General features: G+C 72.0%; 22 protein-coding genes and 1 pseudogene. 17 read left to right on the top strand and 6 right to left on the bottom strand.

What is annotated here, in order from left to right; all coding sequences use genetic code 11:
• The 4 genes and pseudogenes from ACZ4WH_RS00005 to ACZ4WH_RS00020 all read left to right on the top strand — a co-directional run.
• Nucleotides 1–192: pseudogene (locus ACZ4WH_RS00005) on the top strand (oxidoreductase); the annotation flags it as partial.
• Nucleotides 193–623: 431 nt separating this feature from the next.
• Complete coding sequence (locus tag ACZ4WH_RS00010) at nt 624–1,370, top strand: response regulator transcription factor (protein ID WP_468174512.1); 747 nt, start codon at nt 624–626, stop codon at nt 1,368–1,370.
• The gene (locus tag ACZ4WH_RS00015; RefSeq protein ID WP_468174515.1) at nt 1,371–2,807 is read left to right on the top strand and encodes a sensor histidine kinase; all 1,437 of its coding nucleotides are present in this window, start codon (nt 1,371–1,373) and stop codon (nt 2,805–2,807) included. It abuts the gene before it with no gap.
• A gap of 27 nt (nt 2,808–2,834) precedes the next feature.
• A complete protein-coding gene (locus ACZ4WH_RS00020; RefSeq protein WP_468174518.1) occupies nt 2,835–3,107 on the top strand; it encodes a hypothetical protein in 273 nt (90 codons plus the stop codon).
• On the opposite strand, the gene ACZ4WH_RS00025 is transcribed toward ACZ4WH_RS00020, so the two are convergent.
• Complete coding sequence (locus ACZ4WH_RS00025) at nt 3,085–4,941, bottom strand: phosphatidylglycerol lysyltransferase domain-containing protein (protein ID WP_468174521.1); 1,857 nt, start codon at nt 4,939–4,941, stop codon at nt 3,085–3,087. The genes ACZ4WH_RS00020 and ACZ4WH_RS00025 overlap by 23 nt on opposite strands.
• Nucleotides 4,942–5,058: 117 nt before the next feature.
• Nucleotides 5,059–5,331 (bottom strand): hypothetical protein, encoded by a 273-nt coding sequence (locus tag ACZ4WH_RS00030; protein WP_468174524.1) that lies wholly within the window; start codon nt 5,329–5,331, stop codon nt 5,059–5,061.
• 89 nt (nt 5,332–5,420) lie between these two features.
• Between ACZ4WH_RS00030 and ACZ4WH_RS00035 the strand changes: the two genes are divergently transcribed.
• On the top strand, nt 5,421–6,251 hold the full coding sequence (locus ACZ4WH_RS00035) for a M55 family metallopeptidase (protein WP_468174527.1): 831 nt from the start codon (nt 5,421–5,423) through the stop codon (nt 6,249–6,251).
• A 105-nt stretch (nt 6,252–6,356) separates the two neighbouring features.
• On the opposite strand, the gene ACZ4WH_RS00040 is transcribed toward ACZ4WH_RS00035, so the two are convergent.
• Nucleotides 6,357–6,917: a CGNR zinc finger domain-containing protein gene (locus tag ACZ4WH_RS00040; protein ID WP_468175508.1), complete on the bottom strand. Its 561-nt coding sequence runs from the start codon at nt 6,915–6,917 to the stop codon at nt 6,357–6,359.
• Nucleotides 6,918–7,011: 94 nt separating this feature from the next.
• Here ACZ4WH_RS00040 and ACZ4WH_RS00045 point away from each other — a divergent pair, with 94 nt between their 5' ends.
• On the top strand, nt 7,012–7,758 hold the full coding sequence (locus ACZ4WH_RS00045) for an MBL fold metallo-hydrolase (protein ID WP_468174530.1): 747 nt from the start codon (nt 7,012–7,014) through the stop codon (nt 7,756–7,758).
• A gap of 97 nt (nt 7,759–7,855) precedes the next feature.
• Here ACZ4WH_RS00045 and ACZ4WH_RS00050 read toward each other — a convergent pair whose 3' ends face one another.
• Nucleotides 7,856–9,271 carry an MFS transporter gene (locus ACZ4WH_RS00050; RefSeq protein ID WP_468174533.1) on the bottom strand — a complete coding sequence of 472 codons (1,416 nt, stop codon included), beginning with the start codon at nt 9,269–9,271 and terminating at the stop codon, nt 7,856–7,858.
• Between the two features lie 288 nt (nt 9,272–9,559).
• Here ACZ4WH_RS00050 and ACZ4WH_RS00055 point away from each other — a divergent pair, with 288 nt between their 5' ends.
• Complete coding sequence (locus ACZ4WH_RS00055) at nt 9,560–10,444, top strand: helix-turn-helix transcriptional regulator (protein ID WP_468174536.1); 885 nt, start codon at nt 9,560–9,562, stop codon at nt 10,442–10,444.
• A 25-nt stretch (nt 10,445–10,469) separates the two neighbouring features.
• Here the strand turns inward: ACZ4WH_RS00055 and ACZ4WH_RS00060 are convergent, their stop codons facing one another.
• Nucleotides 10,470–11,360: a LysR family transcriptional regulator gene (locus ACZ4WH_RS00060; RefSeq protein ID WP_468175511.1), complete on the bottom strand. Its 891-nt coding sequence runs from the start codon at nt 11,358–11,360 to the stop codon at nt 10,470–10,472.
• Nucleotides 11,361–11,437: 77 nt separating this feature from the next.
• Here ACZ4WH_RS00060 and ACZ4WH_RS00065 point away from each other — a divergent pair, with 77 nt between their 5' ends.
• The 3 genes from ACZ4WH_RS00065 (at nt 11,438) to ACZ4WH_RS00075 (ending at nt 16,061) form a co-directional block, all read left to right on the top strand.
• Nucleotides 11,438–13,024 (top strand): EamA family transporter, encoded by a 1,587-nt coding sequence (locus ACZ4WH_RS00065; RefSeq protein ID WP_468174539.1) that lies wholly within the window; start codon nt 11,438–11,440, stop codon nt 13,022–13,024.
• Between the two features lie 171 nt (nt 13,025–13,195).
• Nucleotides 13,196–13,750: a flavoprotein gene (locus ACZ4WH_RS00070; RefSeq protein WP_468174542.1), complete on the top strand. Its 555-nt coding sequence runs from the start codon at nt 13,196–13,198 to the stop codon at nt 13,748–13,750.
• Between the two features lie 184 nt (nt 13,751–13,934).
• Nucleotides 13,935–16,061 carry a SpoIIE family protein phosphatase gene (locus ACZ4WH_RS00075; protein ID WP_468174545.1) on the top strand — a complete coding sequence of 709 codons (2,127 nt, stop codon included), beginning with the start codon at nt 13,935–13,937 and terminating at the stop codon, nt 16,059–16,061.
• Between the two features lie 10 nt (nt 16,062–16,071).
• Here the strand turns inward: ACZ4WH_RS00075 and ACZ4WH_RS00080 are convergent, their stop codons facing one another.
• The gene (locus ACZ4WH_RS00080; RefSeq protein WP_003974483.1) at nt 16,072–16,509 is read right to left on the bottom strand and encodes a hypothetical protein; all 438 of its coding nucleotides are present in this window, start codon (nt 16,507–16,509) and stop codon (nt 16,072–16,074) included.
• A gap of 636 nt (nt 16,510–17,145) precedes the next feature.
• Between ACZ4WH_RS00080 and hemL the strand changes: the two genes are divergently transcribed.
• The 7 genes from hemL to ccsB all read left to right on the top strand — a co-directional run bounded on the left by hemL (nt 17,146) and on the right by ccsB (nt 24,903).
• Entirely contained in the window at nt 17,146–18,465 is a 1,320-nt protein-coding gene (gene hemL / locus ACZ4WH_RS00085; protein ID WP_356336962.1) for a glutamate-1-semialdehyde 2,1-aminomutase, read from the top strand.
• Nucleotides 18,462–19,160 carry a histidine phosphatase family protein gene (locus tag ACZ4WH_RS00090; RefSeq protein WP_468174549.1) on the top strand — a complete coding sequence of 233 codons (699 nt, stop codon included), beginning with the start codon at nt 18,462–18,464 and terminating at the stop codon, nt 19,158–19,160. Before hemL ends, ACZ4WH_RS00090 begins: the two co-directional genes overlap by 4 nt.
• 151 nt (nt 19,161–19,311) lie before the next feature.
• Complete coding sequence (locus ACZ4WH_RS00095) at nt 19,312–20,607, top strand: polysaccharide deacetylase family protein (protein ID WP_468174552.1); 1,296 nt, start codon at nt 19,312–19,314, stop codon at nt 20,605–20,607.
• Nucleotides 20,608–20,715: 108 nt separating this feature from the next.
• Nucleotides 20,716–21,306 (top strand): TlpA family protein disulfide reductase, encoded by a 591-nt coding sequence (locus ACZ4WH_RS00100; RefSeq protein ID WP_468174555.1) that lies wholly within the window; start codon nt 20,716–20,718, stop codon nt 21,304–21,306.
• 1 nt (nt 21,307) lies between these two features.
• Nucleotides 21,308–22,081 carry a cytochrome c biogenesis CcdA family protein gene (locus ACZ4WH_RS00105; protein WP_468174558.1) on the top strand — a complete coding sequence of 258 codons (774 nt, stop codon included), beginning with the start codon at nt 21,308–21,310 and terminating at the stop codon, nt 22,079–22,081.
• Between the two features lie 3 nt (nt 22,082–22,084).
• Complete coding sequence (resB, locus tag ACZ4WH_RS00110) at nt 22,085–23,806, top strand: cytochrome c biogenesis protein ResB (protein ID WP_468174561.1); 1,722 nt, start codon at nt 22,085–22,087, stop codon at nt 23,804–23,806.
• Nucleotides 23,803–24,903, top strand: coding sequence for a c-type cytochrome biogenesis protein CcsB (gene ccsB / locus ACZ4WH_RS00115; RefSeq protein WP_468174563.1), 1,101 nt, complete (start codon nt 23,803–23,805; stop codon nt 24,901–24,903). The genes resB and ccsB overlap by 4 nt, the downstream gene beginning before the upstream one ends.
• Nucleotides 24,904–24,949 lie beyond the last annotated feature (46 nt).

Here is a 24,949-nt window from a genome sequence, read left to right on the forward strand (position 1 = left end):
TTCGCCTACCTGCGGGCCGTCGTCGTACCGACCGGGGTGTACGCCGCGTCCGAGGACTGGGGCGCGGAAGGGCTCGCCGAACGGATCGAGCGGGCGGCGGGGGAGTTGGCGGCGTTGATGCCGTTGGCTCCGCGGCGGGGGGAGGAGGCCGTTGTCCCCTTCGCCGAGCAGCTCGCGGCGCTCCAGCGCTGAATTCCGCCCACCCACCCACCCGACTCGGTCAGCCAAGAGGTTGGCGGTTCGGGTGGGTGTCCGCTCGGGCGGCTGAGTGGTTGCCGATCGGGGCGGGTGGCGGCTCGGGCGTGGCGAGCGGTTGCCGGTTCGGGTGGGTGTCCGCTCGGTCGGCTGAGTCGTTGCCGATCGGGGTGAGTGGCGGCTCGGACGTGGCGAGCGGTTGCCGTTTGGGGTGGGTGGTGGCTCGGGCGGCTGAGTGGTTGCCGTTTGGGGTGGGTGGTGGCTCGGGCGTGGTGAGTGGTTGCCGGTTCGGGTGGGGGTTCGCTCGGGTGGGTGAGTGGGGGACGGGGGCGGTGGTTCGCCCTGTGACGGTGAGAGGGCGGTAAAAAGGGTGATCGTAGGTCCAGCGGGCCCGGTCGAACCGCCGGAGGCCTTGGCAGACTGGGGATGTGCCCCAGACTGTGCTGCTCGCTGAAGACGACCGTGCCATCCGTCATGCCCTGGAGCGTGCCCTGACGCTGGAGGGGTACCAGGTCACGGCGGTCGCCGACGGCGTGGAAGCGCTGGCGCAGGCGCACCGGAACCCGCCGGACGTGCTCGTCCTCGACGTGATGATGCCGGGCATCGACGGACTCCAGGTGTGCCGGGTTCTGCGCGCCGAGGGGGACCGCACGCCCATCCTCATGCTCACCGCCCTCGTGGAGACCGCCGACCGCATCGCGGGCCTGGACGCCGGCGCGGACGACTACGTGGTCAAGCCGTTCGACGTCGAGGAGGTCTTCGCCCGGCTGCGCGCGCTGCTGCGCCGTACCAGCCCGGTGCCGGTCCCCGGCGGCGGCCCGGAGGGCCCGGTCCGCGAGGCACAGGTCTCCCCCGAGGCACAGGTCTCCTCCGACCGGCAGGTGGAGGCCGCCGGTCTCCGCATGGATCTCCAGGCCCGCCGGGCCTGGCGCGGCCGGCGCGAGCTGGAACTGACCCGTACCGAGTTCGAGCTGCTGGAACTGCTGGTGCGCAACGCCGGCATCGTGCTCGACCACTCCACGATCTACGACCGCATCTGGGGTTACGACTTCGGCCCCGGCTCCAAGAACCTCGCCGTCTACGTCGGCTATCTGCGCCGCAAGCTGGACGAGCCCGGTGCCCCGCAGCTGATCCACACCGTGCGGGGCGTGGGTTACGTGCTCCGGGAGGACTAGGTGGGCCGCCGGTGGCTGCCGGACCGGCCCCGGCCGAAGCTGGTCTCCCTGCGCACCACCTTCGCGGTCTCCTTCGCGGCCGTCACCGCCGCCGTCACGATCCTCGTCGGCATCCTGTCGTACAACTCCGCCGCGCGGCTCGTCCGTGTGGACCAGCAGTCGGTGTTCACGCAGGTCGTGCAGGACGTCCAGGACGAGGTGCGGCAGCACACGATGGGTCCGGAGGACTTCTCCTCCTCCCGGCCGGGGCACGATCTGGTCCGCCCCGCCCGCACCGACGTCCAGGTGCTCGGCGCGCAGGGGCAGATCATGGACCACGGCAGCCCGGTGCTGCCGGTCACCTCCCGGGACCGGGCCATGGCCGTCGCGCGGACGGCCGGGAAGGTGGTCGAGCACAAGGACGTCCGGGTGGACGAGGACCTGTTCCGCATCGCCACCGTCTCGCTCGGGAAGGGGCGGGGGGCCGTCCAGGTCGCGCAGGAGTTCAGCGACACCGAGGATCTGCTGCGGGCGCTCCAGCAGCGGACGCTGATCCTGATGGCGGCGGTCGTGGTGGCGGCCGGGCTGTTCGGCTGGTGGCTGGCCCGGCGGATCACCCGGCGCCTGGTGATCCTGACGTCCGCCGCGGAGGACGTCGCCCGCACCCGGCAGCTGGGCATCCAGGTGCCGGTGGCCGGGCTGGACGAGGTGGGGCGCCTCGGCCGCGCCTTCGACCGGATGCTGGGGCGGCTCGCGCAGTCGGAGGAGGACCAGCGCAGGCTGGTGCAGGACGCCGGGCATGAACTGCGTACGCCGCTGACCTCCCTGCGTACGAACATCTCGCTGCTGCGGCGGATCGACGAACTCCCGCCCGCCAGCCGGGAGGAGCTGGTCGCCGACCTCTCCCAGGAGGCCCGGGAACTGACCGACCTGGTCAACGAGCTGGTCGACCTGGCCGCCGGGCAGTCCGACGGCGAGCCGCCCCAGCGGGTGGACCTCGCCGACCTGGCCGAGGACGTCGTGGGGCTGGCCCGGCGTCGTACCGGGCGGGAGATCGTGCTGCGCGCGAGCGGTGACACGACGACCGACGGGCGGCCCGCGATGCTCCAGCGGGCCATCTCCAACCTGGTCGAGAACGCGGCCAAGTTCGACCGGGGCGGCAAGGCGCCGATCGAGGTCGGCATCACCGGGCCGGCGCGGCCGGGCACGGTCCGGGTGGAGGTGCGGGACCGGGGGCCGGGGATCGCCGAGGGTGACCTCGTCCGCATCTTCGACCGCTTCTACCGCGCCGCCGACGCCCGCTCCCTGCCCGGCTCGGGCCTCGGCCTGTCCATCGTCCGCGAGGTGGCCATGTCCCATGGCGGAGCACCGTTCGCCTTCCGCCGGGAGGGCGGAGGCGCGGTCATCGGCTTCACGGTAGGAGGCGGAATCGTGCCGGGCGGCGGCACCGGTACCTGACCGGGTGGCGCGGGGCGGCGCCGGTGGTTGAGTACGGGTACGGAGAACACGCTGAGCGCCGCCTACTGCCACGGCGGAGGGCTGCTGGGGCTGGAGGACAAGACCGTCGACGGTGCCTACCGGATGTTCCGCGCATGGGCGCTGGACCACGTGCCCGCGAGCCAGGCCGTCCCCGGCCTGCGCCGACTGCACCAGCGGCTGAAGGGCGACGGCTGGGAGGTCTCGTCGTACCGCGAGGGCGGGAAGGGCAAGGACTGGTCGCTGTACGTGCGGGAGGCTATGAGCGGCCCGGCAGGGTGAGGAAGCCCTCCGCGCGGGCGCTCGCCAGGCCGATCCTCGGGATGTCGCTGCTCTTGGCGAAGAGCAGGAAGCGGGGTTCCCACACCGGCCGGTACTTGGCGTTGGCCCGGTAGAGGGACTCGATCTGCCACCAGCGGGAGAAGAAGGTGAGGGTCGAGCGCCACAGGCGAAGGACGGGACCCGCGCCGAGGCGGGCGCCGCGTTCGAACACCGAGCGGAACATCGCGAAGTTGAGGGAGACCCGGTCGATCCCCAACTCCTTCGCCTGGAGGAGGAGTTCGACGACCATGTACTCCATCAGGCCGTTCTCGCACGCACGGTCGCGGCGCATCAGGTCCAGGGAGAGGCCGCGCTCCCCCCAGGGCACGAAGCTGAGCAGGGCGCGCGGTTCCCCGTCGGCGTCCCGGCACTCCAGCATCACGCAGCGGCCGTCGGCGGGGTCGCCGAGGCGGCCGAGGGCCATGGAGAAGCCGCGTTCGGTGGCGCCGTCCCGCCAGTGGTCGGCGCGGTCCACGAGGACGGTCATCTCCTCGGCGGGGATGTCCTCGTGGCGGCGGACGCGGACCGTGTAACCGGCCCGGCGGACCCGGTTGTGGGCCTGGCGGACCACGCGCATGGCCCGGCCTTCGAGGGTGAAGTCGGCGAGGTCCACGATCGCCTCGTCGCCGAGTTCCAGCGCGTCCAGGCCGTGCCGGGCGTAGATCGTGCCCGCTTCCTCGCTCGCGCCCATCACGGCGGGGGTCCAGGCGTGGCGGCGGGCCTCGGCGAGCCAGGCGTCGATGGCGCCGGGCCAGGCCTCGGGGTCGCCGAGCGGGTCGCCGGAGGCGAGGCTGACCCCGCCGACGACGCGGTAGGCGATGGCCGCCTTGCCGCTGGGGGAGAAGATGACGGCCTTGTCGCGGCGCAGGGCGAAGTAGCCGAGGGAGTCGCGCTCGCCGTGGTGTTCCAGCAGGTCGCGCAGTCTGCGTTCGTCCTCCTCCGCGAGCAGGCAGGCGCCGCGGGGGGCGCGGAAGCAGGCGTAGAGGACCGCGAGGAACGCCACGGCCATCAGGATGTTGACGATCACGTCCACCCAGCGGGGGGCCTGTACGGCGGTGACGCGGTCGGCGAGCGGGCCGACGCTGATGCCGCGCAGCAGGGTGTAGGCGATCTCGTCCTTGAGACCCGCGCCGGTGACCTTGTTCGTCGCGTGGACCAGGAGCGTGCCGAGGCCGCCGCCGACGAGGGTGCCGCCGACGCCGGTGGCGAGGGCCAGGCGCGGGTTGGAGCGGTCGCCGATGGCGTCGAACTCGCGGCGGCCGAGCAGCAGGGCGGCGACGAACAGTCCGGTGAGGGCGGTGGAGACCCAGTTGAAGGCGTGCTCGCGGTAGGGGGCGCGGGTGAGGGCGGCGGCGTAGAGGCCGAAGAGGGGGCCGGCGAGGAGGAGGTTGAAGAGCCAGGCGGCTCGTTTGCGGCGGCGCATCACCACCGCGAGGAACAGGGCGAGGGCCGCCGACACCAGGCCGGCGGTGGCCAGGTACGGGGTGAAGTACTCGCCCGCGTTGTGCTCGTGTACCTCTTCGCGGAAGGGGAGGGACACGACCGCCGCGAGGTTGAGGACGGCCAGCAGGCGCAGGTACCGGACGGTGGCCGTGGCGGCGCGGGCGCGCAGCCGGTCGTCGCCGCCGATGCGGCGGAGGCGGGGGGAGAGGACGCGGGGCGGGAGGACGCGGAGGGTGCGGTGGGGGGTGCGGGGAGCGGGGACCTGCGGGGCGATCCGGGGCGGCTGTTGTGCCGGGGTCGTTTTTTGTGCGCTGGTCGTCCGCTGTTCGGACGTCGTCTGTCGTACGGGCATGGCGACTGGTCACCCTTGGGGACGGGGACGGGGCATCGCAGACCCTACAGCTTGTAGGGTAACGGAGGGGTGCCGATCCGCACAGCCGGCGCACAGCCTCTCATCCCCCGGCTGTCCTCAGTCTCCGCTTCCGCGCCGGGCCGCCGTCAGCAGCCAGGCCAGGTTGCCCACCGCCGCCCCGGCGGCCACCGCGGCGACGATCACCCCGCCGGTCGCGAGGCCGTCACTGAACAGGTGCGGGCGCCGGTCCAGGCTGTGCAGGCCGAAGCCGCACAGCTCGTACACGCCGACGGCGGCGATGGCCAGGCTCACGACCAGCATGATCAGCGTCGGCACGAGGCTGCGCGCACAGACCTCCGCGCCGGGCTCCGCTTCCGTGGTGTCCTGCATGGGTCCCCCGTTGAACAGACGTGTGAACAGCCCGGTGGCTGTTGGCGATTGGGAACCTACAATACGTAGGGTCGATTAGGGTCGACGCCGTGCGGATCTACATCAGCGTGGACATGGAAGGCATCACCGGGCTCGTCGACGCCGACGACGTCCAGCCGGGCGGCCGGGACTACGAGCGGGGCCGCGCCATGATGGCCGAGGACGTGAACGCCGCCGTACGGGGCGCGCTGACGGCCGGCGCGTCCGACATCCTGGTCAACGACGCCCACGGGCCGATGCGCAACCTGCTCCCCGAGGCGCTGCACCCGGCGGCCCGCCTGGTGCGCGGCAGGCCCAAGCAGCTCGGCATGCTGGAGGGGCTCACCGGGGAGTACGACGCCGCGCTGTGCGTCGGCTACCACTCCCGGGCCGGTGCGCTGGGCGTGCTCAGCCACAGCTTCATGGGTCATGAGATCGAGGACATGTGGCTGGACGGCCGCCCGGTCGGCGAGATCGGCCTGGCCCATGCCACGGCCGCGGCCCTCGGGGTGCCGATGGTGGCCCTCACGGGTGACGACGCGGCGTGCGCGGAGATGACGGAGTGGGACGCCTCGGTCGTCACCGTCCCGGTGAAGTACGCCCACGACCGGTTCGCGGCCGAGCTGCGGCCGGAGGCCGAGGCGCGGGGGGCCGTCGAGGAGGCGGTCGCCCGGGCGCTGACCCCGGCCCCGCGCCGCCCCGCACCCTCCGCCGCCGAGGCCACCCTGACCGTCCGCTGGCAGTCCGCCTCGGTCGCCGCCACCCTGCTGGGCATCCCCGGCGTGACGGCCGAGGACTCCCGGACGGTCCGGGCGACCGGTGAACTGCCAGCGTTGTACCGGCAGTTCGGGGTGTGGATGCGGGTGGCGGCGTCGCTCACCCATCAGCCGCCGTACTGCTGACGCCCGCTGGCCGGCTGGCCGGCCGGCAGTGGCCACTCCTTCGTACGGTCGGCCGAGCGGCGCGGGAGAGGGTTGTCCGGCGGGGGAGGCGGCGTTGTCCGGTGGCTACTTCGCTGTGCGGCGGGCGTAGGCGCGGGCCGCGCGGGCGCGGTCGCCGCAGCGGGTGGAGCACCAGTGGCGGCGGCCGTGGCGGAGCAGGTAGCGGTTGCAGGGCGGGGAGCCGCAGGCCGTGAGGCGCTCCGCGTCCGGCCCGGCCAGCAGGTCGGCGGCGTCGGTGGCGAGGGCGGCCAGGGCGTGCTCCACGATCTGGGTGGTGGGGTGGGCGGCGGCCCGGTACGGGCCACGGTCCGGGGGCCAGTGCAGCAGCGGGGCGGCCGGGGCGCGGGTGAGCGCGTCGTTGAGGGCGGCGACCGCGTCGGTGGGGACGGGGCCGCCGGTGATCCGCGCGGCGAACAGCGTCCGGACCTGCTCGCGCAGGACGCGCAGCCGGCTCGCGCACGTCTCGCGCAGATCGGCGCCGGCCGGGGCGAGACCACGGTCCACCAGCCAGTGCTCGGCGGCGGCGGGCGTGCCGAGGAGGTCCGTCGACCGGCCGCCGGGCAGGGTGACCGCCGTGTTGGCGAGGTCGAGGGCGAGGTGCTGCTCGGCGCCGGGAGCGGGGGGCAGGTTCACGCCTCTCATGGTAGGCCTTGCGCCCATCCATGAGAAAGGGCTAGCGTCCCTCACGGATGAAACCGAATCTGTCCATGAGGTGAGCGGTATGCAGATCCCCGTCCAGGTCCTCGGCGGTCCCACCGTCCTCATCGAGTACGGCGGCCTCCGCTTCCTCACCGACCCGACCTTCGACGACCCCGGCGACTACCCGGCGCCCAGCGGCCGGGTCCTCACCAAGACCGCCCCGCCCCGCGTCCCGCTCGCCGGACTCGGCCCGGTCGACGTCGTCCTGCTCTCCCACGACCAGCACGCCGACAACCTCGACCACTCCGGCCGCGCCCTCCTCGCCGACGTACCCCGCACCTTCACCACCCCCGCGGCGGCCGGCCGGCTCGGCGGCCGTACCGAGCCGCTCACCCCCTGGCAGTCCGTGGACCTGCCCCGCCCCGACGGCGGCACGGTCACCGTCACCGCCGCGCCCGCCCTGCACGGCCCCGAGGGCTCCGAGCCGATCGTCGGCGAGGTCACCGGCTTCCTGCTGACCGCCACCGACCTGCCCAGCGTCTACGTCAGCGGCGACAACGCCTCCCTGGACCTGGTCAAGGAGATCGCCGCCCGGTACGCGCCCGTCGACACCGCAGTCCTCTTCGCCGGCGCACCCCGTCTGCCCGTCCTCGACAACGCCCTCCTCGTCCTCGACGGCGCCGGTACGGCGACCGCCGCCCGGCTCCTCGAAGCGCGCCGGGTGGTCCCGGCGCACTGCGACAGCTGGGCCCACTTCACCGAGACCCGGGATGACGTGGTGCGGGCGTTCGAGGAGGCGGGGCTGGCGGACCGCCTGCAACTGGACTGAGCGGCCGGCACTGGGACTGAGCGGCCGGGCCCGGGACCGAGCGGCCGGCACTGGGACTGACCGCTGGAAACTGAGCGGCCGGGCCAGGGACCGACCGTCACCGCGCCCTTTCCCGCAGGAACAGCGCGCTCGTGACGGTGCCGAGGAGCGCCAGGGCCGCGTTCAGCGCGATCGCCGTCTTGAGGCCGCCGAGGACGGCCACGGCGCCCGTACCGCTCATGGCGGCGGTGGCGACGGCACTCATCACCGGCGTACCCATGGTGATCCCGATCTGCTGGGTCATCGTCGCGAGCCCGGTGGCCAGCCCCTGCTCCCGGTCGGCGAGACCCGAGGTGGCGGTCACCATGAAGCCGACGATGACCAGCATGTTGCCCACACCGCCCGCGAAGGTCGCGGCCAGCAGCAGCCACAGCGAGGAACGGCCGGTGCCGAGCCCGAGCAGGGCCGCCGTGCAGAGGGCCTGGCCGAGGCCGCCGGCCAGCAGCACCCGGGTGGCGCCGAGCCGGCCGATCAGACGCGGGGCGAGGGCGCCGCCGACGACGGTCCCCGCGCCCAGCACACCGAACGACAGCCCGGCGGCCAACGGCGAGAAGCCGAGCACCTCCTGGAGGTACAGGGTCAGCAGGAACACCAGGGACGTCTCGGTCAGGAACGCGACCAGACCGGCGACGTTCCCCCACGCCACCGACCGCCTGCCCAGCACGTGCGGCGGCACCAGCGGCGCGGACACCCGGCGTTCCACCGCCCCGAACACGAGCAGCAGCACCGCCCCGGCCGCCAGCGGCAGCAGCGCGGCCGGCGCGCCCCAGCCGTGCTCACCGGCCTGTGTCAGACCGAGGACGACCACCAGCAGCCCGAGCGTCACCGTGACGGCACCCGGCACGTCCAGCTTCGGACGCTCCTCGGGCCGGGACTCGGCGATGACGGCGGGCGCGACGAGGAGCACGGCGAGGGCCACCGGTACGTTGATGAAGAACGCCCAGCGCCAGGACAGCAGGTCGGTGAGCAGGCCGCCGAGGATCGCGCCCGTGGTGAAACCGGCCGACATCAGCGCCCCGTTGAGCCCGAGCGCCTTCTCCCGCAGCGGCCCCTCCGGGAAGGACGTCGTCAGCAGCGACAGACCGGCCGGGGTCACCGCGGCGGTGGCCAGTCCCTGGAACACCCGGGCCACGACGAGCACGTCGGGGCTCCGCGCCAGCCCGCCCGCCAGCGAGGCCGCGCCGAGGACGACGAGGCCGGTGAGGAACAGCCGACGGCGGCCGAAGAGGTCGGCGACCCGCCCGAACAGCAGGGTGAACCCGGCCGCGCAGAGAGCGAACGCCGTGCCGATCCACTGGAGACGGGCGAGCGAGAAGCCGAGGCCGGCGCCGATCACCGGCAGGGCCACGTTCAGGATGGAGAAGTCCACGGCCAGCATGAACTGAGCCGCCAGCAGCAGCACCAGCACCAGGCGGAGCCGGGGGGTGAGGACGGCGGAGGCACCGGGGGGTTGACGGGTGGCGGTGACGGACATGACGGAACGGTCCCCTCTGTTGGCGGAGTCGCCGACGCACGGCGGAGTCGCCGACGCATGGCGAAGTCGCCGACGCACGGCGGAGTTGTCGGGCAAGAGGCTCGTCCCTGCCGCCCCTCCCAACCAGCACCCCCGTGCGACCGGCCGTCGCGAGGGTGGTCATCGCGTGACCACCCTCAGGCATCCCGTTCGCGCCGCCCGCCGGGCAGGATGGACGACGACCGCCGCACACCCAGGGGGCGCACGCCCCCACCCGCGCGGGCACCCGCCCCACCCCCGGAGGCCTACATGGACGCGTCGTCCGAGCTGGGAGACTTCCTCAAGTCCCGCCGCGCCGCCGTGCGGCCGGAGGACGTCGGGATCACGACCGCGCCGGCCCGCCGCCGGGTCGCCGGGCTGCGCCGCGAGGAGCTGGCCCTGCTCGCGGGCGTCAGCATCACCCACTACACCCGCCTCGAACAGGGCCGCGCGGCCGGCGTCTCCGACTCCGTGCTGGACGCCATCGCCCGCACCCTGCGCCTCACCGAGGACGAGACCGCCCACCTCAGGGACCTGGCCCGGCCCGCGGCCCGGCGCCGCCCGGCCGCACCCCGCGCCGAACACGCGACCCCGTCGGCCCGCCAGCTGCTCGCCGCCATGACCGACGTACCGGCACTCATCCTGGACCGGCGCAACGACGTCCTGGCCTGGAACCGGCTCGGCCACGCCCTGCTCGCCCCGCACCTTCCCCGGGACGCGCCGGACACCCCCACCGCCCGCCCCAACCTGGTCCGGATGCTGTTCCTGGACGAGCGCTACCGGGCCCTGTACGCCGACTGGAAGGAGGAGGCGCACCTGGCGGTGGCCTCCCTGCGCCTGGTCGCCGGCCGGCACCCGGACGACCGCGCACTGGCCGAGCTGATCGGCCATCTGTCCATCCAGAGCGACGAGTTCACCGCCCTCTGGGCCCGGCACCCGGTCCGCACCTGCACCTCGGGCGGCAAGTCCCTGCGCCACCCGGCGGTCGGCACGCTGGAGCTGAGCTTCGAGAACCTGTGCCTCCCGGGCCCCGCGGGCCAACGCCTCATCGCCTACACGGCCGAACCCGGCACCCCGTCCGACGCGGCCCTGCGCCTGCTGGCCGGTACGACGGCCCCCACCGAGCCGACCCTGCCCGCCCTGGACGCACGCTGACCGCCCCTGGCCGGCCGACGACGGCCTACGCCCCCGCCCTCACCCCGAGAACGTCCAGCATCGCGCGGGTGGCCGGGCTCGGGTTGAAGCGGCTCCAGGCCAGGTACTCGGTGCGGCGCGGCCCGTCGACCACCGGGACCAGCGCCAGCCCGGGGTCGTCGGCGGCCAGCGGGCGGATGAACGCCGAGGGCAGCAACGCGATCCCGAGCCCGCGCGCGATCAGCCGGGTGATCAGCTCGACGACCCCGGCCTCGTACGCCACATCGCGGACCAGGCCGGCCGCCGCGAACGCCTGATCCGACTGGGCCCGGGCGGGCGTCCCGGTCACGAAGTCCACGAACGTCTCCTCGGCGATCTCCCCCAGCGTGACCCGGTCCGCCCCGGCCAGCCGGTGCCCGGCCGCCACCACCAGCACATGCTCGTCGTGATCGAGCACCACGCTCTCCACCCCGGAGGGCCGCTCACCCTCCGGCAGCCCCAGGAAGGCGATGTCCACGTCCCCGTTCCGGATCGCCGCCGCCAGATCGTCACTGCGTCCGGAGCGGAGCATCACCCGGACCTCCGGGTGCCGCGCCCGGTACCGCTGCAACAGCTCCGGTACGTCCACGGCGGCGGCGGTCACGATCACGCCGACGGTGAGTCGCCCCCGTACCACCCCGGTCGCGGCGGCCGCGTCGGCCACGGCGAGGTCGGCGGCGGCCAGAGCCTCCCGGGCCCGGGCCACGAACGCCTCCCCGGCACCGGTGAGTTCGACCCGTCGGCTGGACCGCGCGAACAGCCGTACCCCCAACTCCCGCTCCAGGCCCGCGATCCGGTGACTGAGCGAGGACTGCACCACGAAACAGCGCTCGGCGGCCCGGGTGAAGTTACGGGTCTCGGCGACGGCGACGACGTACCGCATCTGCTGGAGGTCCACGCATCCATCGTTCTCGTGCATGGCTGCGATGACAAGCATGTGTTGGACGCATCGACGGCGCTGCCGAGACTTCTTGCATGCCTGCTTACGCCGACAGAGCGGCAACCGTTCTCCTGACCGCCCTCGCCCCCGCCGCCTGGGGCACGACCTACGTCGTCACCACCGGACTCCTCCCACCCGGCCACCCCCTGTTCGCCGGCCTCATGCGCGCCCTGCCCGCCGGGCTGCTCGGCCTGGCGCTCACCCGCGTCCTCCCGCGCGGCGACTGGTGGTGGAAGGCCGGAGTCCTCGGCGCGCTCAACATCGGCGCCCTGTTCCCGCTGCTGTTCCTGGCGGCCGAACGACTTCCCGGCGGGGTCGCCGCCACCCTCAGCGCCACCCAGCCGCTGCTGGTCGCCGCCCTGGCGATCCCGGTGCTCCAGGACCGGCCGACCGTCCGGCGCTGGACCTGGGGCGTGCTCGGCGTGGTCGGCGTCGGACTCGTCGTCCTGGGTCCGAGGGCCCGCCTGGACGCCGTCGGCGTACTCGCCGGCCTCGGCGGTACGGCCGCGATGGCCGTCGGCGTCGTCCTCACCAAGCGCTGGGGCCGTCCCCCGGGCGCGGGCCCGCTCACCCTGGCCGCCTGGCAACTCACGGCGGGAGGCCTGCTCCTGCTGCCGCTGACTTCGACGGTCGAGGGGCTGCCGCCGCGGATCGACGCCGGGGCGGCCGTCGGTTACCTGTGGCTCGGCAGCATGGGCGGCCTGATCGCGTACACGCTCTGGTTCCGTGGCATAGCCCGCCTCCCGGTCGGCGCCTCCGCCCCGCTCGTCCTCCTCTCGCCGCTGGTCGCCACGGTCATCGGCACGGCCCGTGGCGAGTCCCTGAACCTGCTCCAGACGTTCGGCTTCGCCCTGGCCCTCACGGCGATGCTCGTCGCCCAGCTGAACCCACCGAAGAAGACAGAGAAGAAGACGCAGAAGAAGACAGAGCAGATGACCGAGAAGACAAGGGAATCGGAACCGATGAGACCACGCCTGACGATCGCTGTCCTCGGCGCCACCGGGATGGTCGGCAGCCGGGTGATCACCGAGGCCGCCGCACGCGGACACCGGGTCCTGGCCCTGTCCCGCAAGCCGACGAGCGAACACCCGCATGTGACGCCGGTCCCGGTCGACGTGAACGACCCGGACGCCGTCCACAGGGCGCTGGCGGACTCGGGCGCGGACGCCGTCGTACTGGCCGTACGCACCCATCCGGTGGACGAGGACTTCCTGCTCGGCGCGACCCGGACGGTCCTGGACGCGGCCGCACAGCTGGGCATCCGCGTCCTGGTGATCGGCGGCGCCGGTGCCCTGCGCAGCCCCGGCGCCCCCGACGTCCTGGTGGCCGACAACCCCGTCTACGTCCCAGCGCCGTTGCAGCCGGTCGCGGCGGCGGGAGTGGCCCAACTGCGCACCTGCCGGACCCACCCCCACACGGACTGGGTCTACCTGAGCCCCCCGGCCCTCCTGGAACCCGGCCCCCGCACCGCCCGCTACCGCCGCGGTACGACCACCCTCCTGACCACGCCCGACGGCCGCTCCTGGATCAGCGCCGAGGACCTGGCCGTAGCGGCCGTGGACGAGCTGGAAGCCCCGGGTCAGGACCACCACATCACGGTCGCCCACGTCACCGAGGCCTGAACCGGCGAGAGCCGCCGGCACGCGAGGGGTCGGTGGCCGCGCCTCAGCCCAGCTCCTGGCACATGAACCCCAGCCGGTCCCAGGCTCAGTCCCCCGCGGCTCCCTTTCCTGGCACCGCCGACGTAGCCTGCCGGAACTTCGCCGCTTCAGCCGCCACCTGGGAGTGCCCGCGTGACCGAGTCGACCGCCCCGGAAAAGAAGCCCTTCCTGTACGTCGTCGTCTGCGCGAGCGGCGTCGCCCATGACGTCGGCAAGCTGATCACCGCCGCCCAGGAGGCGAACTGGGACGTCGGTGTCATCGCCACACCCCAGGGCCTCGGCTTCATCGACGCCAAGGCGGTCGAGGCCCGGACCGGCTACCCGATCCGCTCCGCCTGGCGCTCACCGGGAGACCCGCGCCCGCTGCCGCCCCCGGACGCGATCGCCGTCGCCCCGGCCACCTTCAACACGATCAACAAGTGGGCCGCCGGAATCTCCGACACCCTGGCTCTCGGCATCCTGTGCGAGGCGTACGGCATGGGCATCCCGACCGTGGCCCTGCCCTACCTGAACTCCGCCCAGGCCGCCCACCCCGCCTATCGGCAGAGCCTGGACCGGCTGCGGGGGATGGGCGTCCTGATCGGCTCGTCCGAACCACACCAGCCGATGGCCGGCGGCGCGGCGGACCGCTTCCGCTGGGAGGAAGCGCTGGAGCTGCTGGCCCCCGTGGTCGGCACGGTGCGCTGACGCCGACCTGGGTATCCGCCGCTCGGTTCGACGGGACGCCCGACCCGGTCGGGACAGCGCACTGCCGTCACCGCCCGCTGGACGTATGGTCCGTATATGAGTGCCCTGGTACGGCCGGTGCAGTGTCGCGCTGCCGGAGCCGCCCGCTCGTCGCCGCCGGTGTTCCTGCACGGGAGGGTGAAACGTGTCCGACACGGCCACTGACGCTCGTACTCCCGGCTTCGGACCGGACGCCGTGGACGCGGTCCTGGAGCACTGCGTCCGGAAGACCGGTGCCTACGCCGGCGCGGTCTACGTCCTGTCCCCGGACGAGCAGGTACTCCAGCTCGCGGTGCTGAGCGGAATCTCCCGACGGATCGCCTCGCCCTGGGCACGCGTTCCGTTGCCCGCCGTGAGCCCGGTGAGCGACGCGGTGCGGCAGGGAGGTCTGGTGTGGATCGGCTGCCAGGAGGAGCTGGCGCGCCGCTATCCGCAGCTGGCACTCGTCCTGCCGCATCCGTTCGCGCTGGTCGCCGCGCCGGTCGGTACCGGCCCACGGACGTGGGGCGGGCTGGTGCTGCACTGGTCCAGCGCGCACCCTCCCACGCTGAGCGCACAGGAGCGTGAGGCGATCGCCGACGCCTGCCACCACCTGGGCCTGATCCTGCGGCACGCCGCCGACAGCGGCCGCGCACTGGCCGGGCCCGAGCCGCGGATCCTGTCTCCGCCGCGGAACCGCGCCGCCGGACCGGCCGAAGCGCAGGCCGCGGCCGACTTCGCCGAGCGCCTGCCCAGCGGCTGCTGCGCGCTCGACCCGGACGGCCGGATCACCTTCCTCACCACCGCCGCGGCGGAGCTGCTCGGCGCAGGCATTCCCGACCTGCTGGGCGCCCGGCTCTGGGAGGCGCTCGCGTGGCTGGACAACCCGGCCGCCGAAGACCGCTACCGGGCCGCGGTGCTGAGCCGCCGGCCGACGTCCTTCACCGCCCGGCGGCCCCCCGAACAGTGGCTGTCGTTCCACCTGTACCCGGACGCGTCCGGCATCAGCGTGCGCATCGTGCCCACGTCCTCCGCTGATGCCGTGCTCCCTCCGCATCTGCTGCACCCCGCGCCCGCGGCGGATCCCGGCCGGGCCACGGCCCTCTACCACCTGATGCACCTGGCCGCCACGCTCACCGAAGCGGTCGGCGCCCAGGATGTCGTCGAACGCGTCGCCGACCAGATCCTGTCCGCCTTCGACGCCCAGGCCCTGGTGCTGATGGCCGCCGAGGAGGGCAGACTGCGGATCATCGGCTACCACGGCTACTCCGCCCAGCTCATGGACCGCTTCGACACGGCTCCGCTCACCTCCGACACTCCGGCGGTGCACGTCCTGACGACAGGGATCCCGAGCTTCTTCGGCACCTTCGGCGACCTCAAACGGGCCTATCCTCCCGCCGTCCGCCAGGACGACATGGCAGCCTGGGCGTTCCTGCCGCTGATCACTTCCGGACGCCCCGTCGGCTCACTGGTCCTCGCCTACGACCGGCCGCGCACCTTTCCCGCCGAGGAGCGCTCCGTTCTCATCTCGACCGCCGGGCTGATCGCCCAGGCGCTGGACCGCGCCCGTCTCTACGACGCCACGCAGCAGCTCGCCCACGACCTCCAGGCCGGCCTGCTGCCGCGCACGCTGCCCCGTATTCCCGGTCTGGACGTGGCCGCCCGCTACCTTCCCGCCAGCTACGGCATGGACGTCGGCGGGGACTTCTACGACCTCATCCGCCTCGGCGAGACAGCCGCCGCCGCGGCCATCGGAGACGTCCAGGGCCACAACGTCCAGGCCGCCACCCTCATGGGACAGGTCCGCACCGCCGTGCACGCCACCGCCGGCGCACCGCCCGGCGAGGTCCTCGCCCGCACCAACCGTCTGCTCACCGACCTCGACGCGGGCCTGTTCACCAGCTGCCTCTACGCCGACCTCGACCTCGCCCACCACCGCGTCCGCCTGGCCACCGCGGGACATCCCCCGCCGATCCTGCGCCATCCGGACGGCCACGCCGAGATCCTCCACCCGCCTCCCGGGCTCCTGCTCGGCATCGACCCCGCCGCCGACTACCCGGCGACGACCGTCCCGCTGCCTCCCGGTGCCGTGCTCGCCCTGTACACCGACGGACTCGTCGAAGCGCCCGGCACCGACATCGAGGACGCGATCACCGCCCTCGCCGACCAGCTCGCCCACGCCGGCAACCAGCCCATGGACGCCCTCGCCGACACCCTCATCGCCGCCGCCCACCACACCACACCCCGCAACGACGACGTCGCCCTACTCCTGATCAGCCCGCACCAGAGGTGACGCGACGAACTCAGGGCCACACCAGGCAGTACGGCTGATGCCCCGCCTCATGCAACCGGTGGCTGAAGTCCTGCCACTCATGAAGCAACTGGTACACATTGAACGCATCCCGCGGACCGCCCCGGTCGGGAACCGTCGACCAGATGAAGGCCGCCGCGCCGACCGCTTCCTCGCCGATTCCGCGGAGGGGGTCCACGACCGTCATGGGGAGTTTGACGACCGCGTAGTCGGGGTGCAGGACGACCAGTTCCAGGGGTGGCACCTTGTGCAGGGGGACGCCCTCGATGCCGGTCAGCACCATCGCGGCCATCGTCTCCGGCTTGATCTTGGTGAACATGCCGTTCATGCCCAGCTCGTCGCCGCCGAGTTCCTCGGGACGCATCGAGATGGGGACGCGGGCCGCGGTCGCGCCGTCCGGCGCGCCGAAGTATTTGTACGTCACCCCCACCCGACCACCATTCCTGCTCCCCGCCCGGAGGCGGTCGGCCCGCTGGTCGAGCCGGCGGTCGAGTTCCCGGTCGATCTGCCGGTCGTACCGCTCGGGCTCACTCGGTACACCCTGTGTCTGACGTGTCTCGGTCGTTTCCTCCGCGTCGCGCCGGTGCCTTCCCCGCCGGGCACGTCGAGGACCCAGGTCATCAGTCCCCTCGCCCAGTCCGCCACCGCGATGCATATCTCCACCCGACTGCTTTTCTAGGACGCGTGGCCCCCGCCGCGCAACCCGATCATCGTGTCAGTGACCTCCCCCACGGCCGCCCGCCGAAACGTGCGGTGGAACAACAGTCCACGCGGGGGGATTCCCGGCCCTGATCATCCGGCCCCTGATGAGTACGTGCGTATGGGCTTTGTGTATCAGGTCTCAGTCTCGCAGATGAGGGATGGCACCGCTGTGATCTTGGGACCCGCCGCGCCTGATCTTGGGATCCGTCGCGTCTGATCTTGGACCCGCCGCGTCTGATCCCGGGCCCATCGCGTCCGATCGGCACGGTCCGGCCGGGGCTCGGCGCGCCCTTCGGCCTACCCTGAGGAGGTCACCCCGCAACCGGAGTCCGAGAAGCCGGAGTAGTCGCACGTCATGAGTGCCATGAGCGAAACGCCCTATCCCTACGACGCGCCCGTCTCACAGGCGCTCTTCGACCGTGCCTCCGTCGTCACGCCGGGCGGAGTGAACTCCCCGGTGCGGGCCTTCCGCGCCGTCGGCGGCACGCCCCGGTTCATGGTGTCGGGCAAGGGGGCCTACCTGACCGACGCCGACGGGCGCGAGTACGTCGACCTCGTGTGCTCCTGGGGACCCATGATCCTCGGGCACGCGCACCCCGAGGTCATCGCCGCCGTCCAGGAGGCCGTGGCCCGCGGTACGTCCTTCGGCACGCCCGGCGAGGGCGAGGTCGCGCTCGCCGAGGAGATCGTCGCCCGGGTCGAGCCCGTCGAGCAGGTGCGGCTCGTCAGCAGCGGGACCGAGGCGACCATGTCCGCCATCCGGCTCGCCCGCGGGTTCACCCGGCGGTCCAAGGTGATCAAGTTCGCGGGGTGCTACCACGGGCACGTCGACTCGCTGCTCGCCGCGGCCGGGTCCGGTGTGGCCACGTTCGCGCTGCCCGACACGCCCGGCGTCACCGGCGCCCAGGCCGGCGACACGATCGTGCTGCCGTACAACGACCTGGAGGCCGTGCAGGAGGCCTTCCACCGGCACCCCGGAGAGATCGCCTGTGTGATCACCGAGGCGTCGCCGGGCAACATGGGTGTCGTGCCGCCGGACCCCGGCTTCAACCAGGCCCTCAAGGACTCCTGCCGGCGCAACGGCGCCCTGTTCATCTCCGACGAGGTGATGACCGGCTTCCGCACCAGCCGCGCCGGGTGGTACGGCGTGGAGGGCGTCGCGCCCGACCTGATGACCTTCGGGAAGGTCATGGGCGGCGGGTTCCCGGCCGCCGCGTTCGGCGGGCGCGCCGATGTGATGGCGCACCTCGCCCCCGCCGGGCCCGTGTACCAGGCCGGCACCCTCTCCGGTAACCCCGTCGCCACCGCCGCCGGTCTCGCCCAGCTGCGGCTGCTCGACGACGCGGCCTACGACAAGGTCGACGCCGTCTCCGAGCAGATCCGGACGCTCGTCAGCGAGGCGCTGTCGAAGGAGGGCGTCGCGCACCGGGTGCAGACCGCCTCCAACATGTTCTCCGTGTTCTTCACGGACCGGCAGGTGCGCGACTACGAGGACGCCAAGCGACAGCAGTCGTACCGTTTCACCGCGTTCTTCCATTCGATGCTGGCGAACGGCGTCTATCTGCCGCCGTCGTCCTTCGAGTCCTGGTTCGTGTCCACGGCCCATGACGAGCGGGCCATTCAGAAGATCGCCGACGCCCTTCCGGCGGCGGCCCGGGCGGCTGCGGAGGCCACGGCAGAATGAGCGACAGCAGCAAGGACGTCACCGTCGTCCACCTCATGCGGCACGGCGAGGTCGAGAACCCGGACGGGATTCTGTACGGGCGGCTGCCCGGCTACCACCTGTCCGAGCTGGGCCGGCGGATGGCCGAGCGGGTCGCCGAGCACCTGGCCCCGCGGGACGTCACCTATGTCTGCGCCTCCCCGCTGGAGCGCGCGCAGGAGACCGCCACGCCGATCGCGAAAGCGCACGGGCTGGATCTCGACAGCGACGAGCGGCTGATCGAGGCCGAGAACATCTTCCAGGGCAAGACGTTCGGCGTCGGCGACGGCGCCCTGCGCAATCCGGACAACTGGAAGCACCTCGTCAACCCGTTCCGGCCGTCGTGGGGCGAGCCGTACGTGGACCAGGTCGTGCGGATGATGGGCGCGCTGAACGCGGCCAAGGACCGGGCGCGCGGGCACGAGGCGGTGCTGGTCAGCCATCAGCTGCCGATCTGGATCGTGCGCTCGTACGTCGAGCGGCGGCGGCTGTGGCACGACCCGCGCAAGCGGCAGTGCACGCTCGCTTCCCTGACGACTTTCACATACCTGGGTGACAGGATCGTTTCCGTGGGCTACAGCGAGCCCGCCATCGATCTGGTCCCGGTCCATCTGCGCGCCGGCGCCAAGCCCCAGAAGGGCCAGGGCACCGCCCAGGGGAAGGCCTTCGGCGCTTGACCGGTATCAGTCGTCACTGACGGTCCGTTTGGTGTCGCTTAGCGCACTTTTACGGTTTCCGTTACGAAAATCAGAAGAATCAGCGGAACCTCCCCGATCGTCCTGCCCTCTGACTGGGTGTCCAGCAGGCAGCGACGAATCGGGGATTTCCATGCCCACCTTCTCCCGGACCTTCTCCCGGCGGGGAATGCTCGGCCTCGGCGCGGGCGCGGCGGCCGCCGCCTCGCTCGCCGGCTGCGGGAGCCTCACGTCCTCGGACGGCGGTGGCCACCCGAACGGTTCCGGCCAGGGCAAGCCCGGGCGGGCGGGCGGCGGGAGCACCGCGCATCCGGCGCGGCCCCTCGGCGACGGCTCCACCTCCTTCACCGGCGAGCAGCCGCACCAGCCGGCCAGGCCCGAGCCGCTGGAGCCGGGGCAGACCCCGCCGCAGTTCGTGATCTTCTCCTGGGACGGCGCCGGCGAGGTCGGCAACGGTCTCTTCCCGCGCTTCCTGGACCTGGCCAAGGAGCACGGCGCGGCCATGACCTTCTTCCTCTCGGGGCTGTATCTGCTGCCCGAGTCGAAGAAGCGGCTGTACGAGCCGCCGAACAACCCGCGCGGTGCCTCCGACATCGGCTACCTCACCGACGAGCACATCAAGGCCACGCTGACGAACGTGCGCCGGGCGTGGCTGGAGGGCCACGAGATCGGGACCCACTTCAACGGGCACTTCTGCGCCGGTACGGGCACGGTCGGCAACTGGACCCCGCAGCAGTGGGCGAGCGAGATCCGGCAGGCCAAGGCGTTCGTGAAGGAGTGGCGGACCAACACCGGCTGGACCGATCTGCCCCCGCTGCCGTTCGACTACGACAAGGAGCTGGTCGGCGGTCGTACGCCCTGTCTGCTCGGCCAGAACAACCTGCTGCCCACGGCCCGCAAGCTGGGCTGGCGCTACGACGCCTCCTCGCCGGGCGGCCGTCAGGTGTGGCCGGGGAAGAAGCTGGGGATCTGGGACCTGCCGTTGCAGCAGATACCTTTCCCCGGACGTTCCTTCGAGGTCCTGTCCATGGACTACAACATGCTCGCCAACCAGTCCCTGAACTCCACCAAGGCGCCCGCCTACAACTACCCCGGCTGGCGCAGGCAGTCCGCGCAGGCATACATCCAGGGATTCCAGCGGGCATACGAGACAAACCGGGCGCCGTTCTTCGTCGGCAACCACTTCGAGCAGTGGAACGGCGGCATCTACATGGACTCCGTCGAGGAGGCCTTCAAGCACATCGCGCGCGAGAAGGAGAAGGGTGCCGACGTACGGCTGGTCTCCTTCCGGCAGTTCGTGGACTGGATGGACGTGCAGAAGCCCGAGGTGCTCGCCAAGCTGCGGACGCTCGAGGTCGGGCAGCGGCCGGCGGGCGGCTGGAAGGAGTTCCTGCGGGGCACCAAGTCGGCGTCCTCCGACGCGGCCTGAGTGCGTGCGACGCCCGAAATGTCCCGTGTAAATACGCCCTGAAATGCGGTTTTCCGCCCGGCAGGGGGGCGCGCGAAGCCCCCGGAACAGGCATGCGAAACTTTTCACATGAGTACCCGTAGCCGCGCCGTCCTGCTCAGCGCTGTGGCCGCCGTCGCGGCCGTGACCCTGTCCGCGTGCGGTAAGGGCGGCACCTCCGGAGGCGGTGGCGACACCAACTTCGTCACCGGCAACAACGGCATCGACACCGTCCCCGCCGGCAAGCGCGCCACGGCTCCGGACCTGTCGGGCAGGACCATCGACGGCAAGACCCTGGACGTCGCCGACTACAAGGGCAAGGTCGTCGTCATCAACGTCTGGGGCTCGTGGTGCGGACCGTGCCGCGAGGAGGCGCAGTACTTCGCCAAGGTCTCCAAGGAGTACCGGGACAAGGGCGTCCAGTTCGTCGGCATCAACACCCGGGACACCAGCACCACCCCGGCCGTGAACTTCGAGAAGGAGCACGGCGTCGAGTATCCGAGCCTGTACGACCCCACGGGCAAGCTGATGCTCCGCTTCAAGAAGGGCACCCTCAACCCGCAGCTCATCCCCTCCACGCTCGTCATCGACCGGCACGGCAAGGTCGCCGCGCGGGCCCTGGAGGCGCTCGACGACACGGGTCTGCTGAAGATGCTCAAGCCGGTCCTGGCGGAGAAGTGACGTGAGCGCACTGCTGACGCTGGCCGCGGAGACGGGCCGCAACGAGACGGTCCTGCACGGCGCCCTGCTGGTCGCTCTGCCGATCGCGCTGCTCGCCGGGCTCGTCTCCTTCTTCTCGCCCTGTGTGCTGCCGCTGGTCCCCGGTTACCTCTCCTATGTGACCGGCGTCGCGGGCACCGACCTGGCCGAGGCCAGGCGGGGGCGGATGGTGGCCGGCGCCTCCCTGTTCGTGCTCGGCTTCAGCGCCGTGTTCGTCTCCGGCGGTGCGCTCTTCGGCTACTTCGGTTCCAACCTGATCGACTACCAGAGCACCCTGTCCAAGGTGCTCGGCCTGGTCATGATCGCCATGGGTGTCTTCTTCATGGGGCTCCTGCCCTGGTTCACCATGCGCGAGTTCCGCTTCCACAAGCGGCCGACGGGCGGCCTGCTGGGGGCGCCCATACTCGGTGCCCTCTTCGGCGTCGGCTGGACACCCTGCATGGGCCCGACGCTCTCCTCGGTGAACTTCCTCTCCTTCCAGGAGTCGAGCGCCGCGCGCGGCTCGCTGCTGATGGTCGTCTACTGCCTCGGCCTCGGCGTACCGTTCGTCCTCACCGCGATCGGCTTCCGCAAGGCCCTCGGTGCCTTCGCCTGGGTCAAGCGCCACTATGTGTGGGTGACGCGCATCGGCGGCTCGATGATGATCGTGACCGGTGTGCTGCTGCTGACCGGTGCCTGGAACAGTCTGGTGCAGCAGATGCAGACCTGGTCCGGCGGCTTCAATGTGGGGATCTGACCGATGAGCAAGACCGACACCGACACGAGCCAGGACCGGGAGGAACTGGGAGCGGCCGGCTCCCAGCTGTCCACCGCGCCGCAGGAGGAGCAGGTGAGCCTGCCCGGCCTCGGTGTCATCGGCTGGGCGCGCTGGTTCTGGCGGCAGCTGACCTCCATGCGGGTCGCGCTGCTGCTGCTCCTGCTGCTCTCGCTCGGCGCGATCCCCGGCTCGCTGATCCCGCAGACCGGCGCCGACGCGAGCAAGGTCGAGGACTTCCGCGCCGCCCACAGGACGCTGGCGCCGGTCTACGACAAGCTCGGCCTGTTCCACGTCTACAGCTCGGTGTGGTTCTCCGCGATCTACATCCTGCTGTTCGTCTCCCTCATCGGCTGCATCATCCCCCGCACCTGGCAGTTCGTCGGCCAGCTGCGCGGCCGTCCCCCGGCCGCGCCCAAGCGGCTGACCCGGCTGCCCGCCTACACCACCTGGCGCACCACCGAGGACCCGGAGCGGGTCCGTGAGGCCGCGCTCGCGCTGCTGAAGAAGCGCCGCTTCCGCGCCCACGTCGCCGGTGACGCCGTGGCCGCCGAGAAGGGCTACCTGCGCGAGGTGGGCAACCTGGTCTTCCACATCGCCCTGATCGTGCTGCTGGTCGCCTTCGCCTCGGGCCAGCTCTACAAGTCCGACGGCACCAAGCTGATGGTGGAGGGCGACGGCTTCTCCAACGCGCTGCCGATGTACGACGACTTCAAGTCCGGCAGCCTGTTCCGGAACGACGACCTGGTGCCGTTCAGCTTCGACCTGAAGGACTTCAAGGGCACCTACGAGGTCAGCGGCCCCAACCGGGGCACCCCGCGCACCTTCGAGGCGAAGATCACCTACAGCAAGGGCGCCTACGGCAAGGAGCGGCCGACGACCGTCAAGGTCAACGAGCCGCTGAAGATCGACGACGCCAAGGTCTACCTGGTCAGCCACGGCTATGCGCCCGTCATCACCGTCCGGGACGGCAAGGGGAAGATCGTCTACCAGGACGCGGTCCCGCTGCTGCCGCTCGACGGCAACGTCACCTCCAACGGCGTGGTGAAGGTGATGGACGGCTACCGCGACGCCCGGGGCAAGAAGGAGCAGCTCGGCTTCCAGGCGTTCTTCGTGCCGACGCTGAACACGCGGAGCGGCACGATGCTCTCGCAGTTCCCGGCGCTGCTGAACCCGGTGCTCGCGGTGAACGCCTACCACGGCGACCTGGGTGTGAACTCGGGTCTCCCGCAGAGCGTGTACCAGCTCGACAAGAAGCACATGACGGCGTTCAAGGACGCCAAGGGCCAGCTGCTGAAGAAGCTGCTGAAGCCCGGCGACACCATGACGCTGCCCAACGGCGCCGGGTCCATCACCTTCGAGAAGGACATCAAGGAGTGGGCCGGCTTCGAGATCGTCCAGGAGCCGGGCGGCGGCTGGGCGCTCACCGGCGCCCTCGCCGCGATCTTCGGCCTGGCCGCGTCCCTGTTCATCCAGCGCCGCCGGGTCTGGGTGCGGGCGGTGCGCGGCGCCGACGGCGTCACGGTGGTCGAGATGGCGGGGCTCGGCCGCAGCGAGTCCGCGAAGGTGCCCGAGGAGCTGGGCGACCTCGCCGGAATCCTCTACGACCGGGCGCCGGGGGCACCTGAGCCCGGCGACGACCCCGACGACGACTCCGCAGAAACCCCCGACCCCCAAGTCGTACCTGCCGAAGGGGCTGAGAAGTGACTCTCGCCGCCGCAACCGATCTGGCCGCCGCAACCAACGAACACCTCGCGAGCATCAGCAACACGCTGATCTACTCGTCGATGGCCGTCTACACCCTGGCCTTCTTCGCCTACATCGCCGAGTGGCTGTTCGGCAGCCGCAGCAAGGTCGCCCGTACGGCCGCCGCGCTCACCGCCGACAGCGAGCGGAAGGCGAGCGCGCCCGCCGTCACGGTGCAGCGGGCCGGCGGCACCGCCGTGCTGGAGCGGCCGAAGGTCGTCGTCCGCTCGGCGTCCGGCGCGCGGGACGTGCCGGACGGGCCCGGCGCGCACGGCGGCGACGAGCAGGGCGACCTGTACGGCCGGATCGCCGTCTCCCTCACCGTGCTCGCGTTCCTGGTGGAGCTGGGCGGTGTCGTCACCCGCGCGGCCTCCGTGGAACGGGCGCCGTGGGGCAACATGTACGAGTTCAACATCACGTTCTCCACGGTCGCGGTCGGCGTGTACCTCGCGCTGCTGGCCCTGAAGAAGAACGTGCGCTGGCTCGGCCTGTTCCTCGTCACGACGGTCCTGCTGGACCTGGGTCTCGCGGTCACCGTCCTGTACACGGCCAGCGACCAGCTGGTGCCGGCCCTGCACTCGTACTGGCTGTACATCCACGTCTCCACCGCGATCTTCTGCGGTGCCGTGTTCTACGTCGGCGCGGTCGCGACGATCCTGTACCTGTTCAAGGACTCGTACGAGAACAAGCTCCAGCTGGGCGGCCGGCCCGGCAAGTTCGCCTCCTCGGTGCTGGAGCGGCTGCCCGCCTCGGCCTCCCTGGACAAGTTCGCCTACCGCGTCAACGCGGCGGTGTTCCCCCTCTGGACCTTCACGATCATCGCGGGCGCGATCTGGGCGGGCGACGCCTGGGGCCGGTACTGGAACTGGGACCCGAAGGAGACCTGGTCCTTCATCACCTGGATCGCCTACGCCTGCTACCTGCACGCCCGGGCCACGGCCGGCTGGAAGGGCCGCAAGGCCGCCTACCTGGCGCTGATCGCCTTCGGCTGCTGGCTGTTCAACTACTACGGCGTCAACATCTTCGTCAGCGGCAAGCACTCCTACGCGGGCGTCTAACCGCCACCGCCGCAAGGCCGGTTCCTGTGACGCGGGTCACGGGAAC

It is taken from the genome of Streptomyces sp. NPDC029138 (assembly GCF_055564375.1).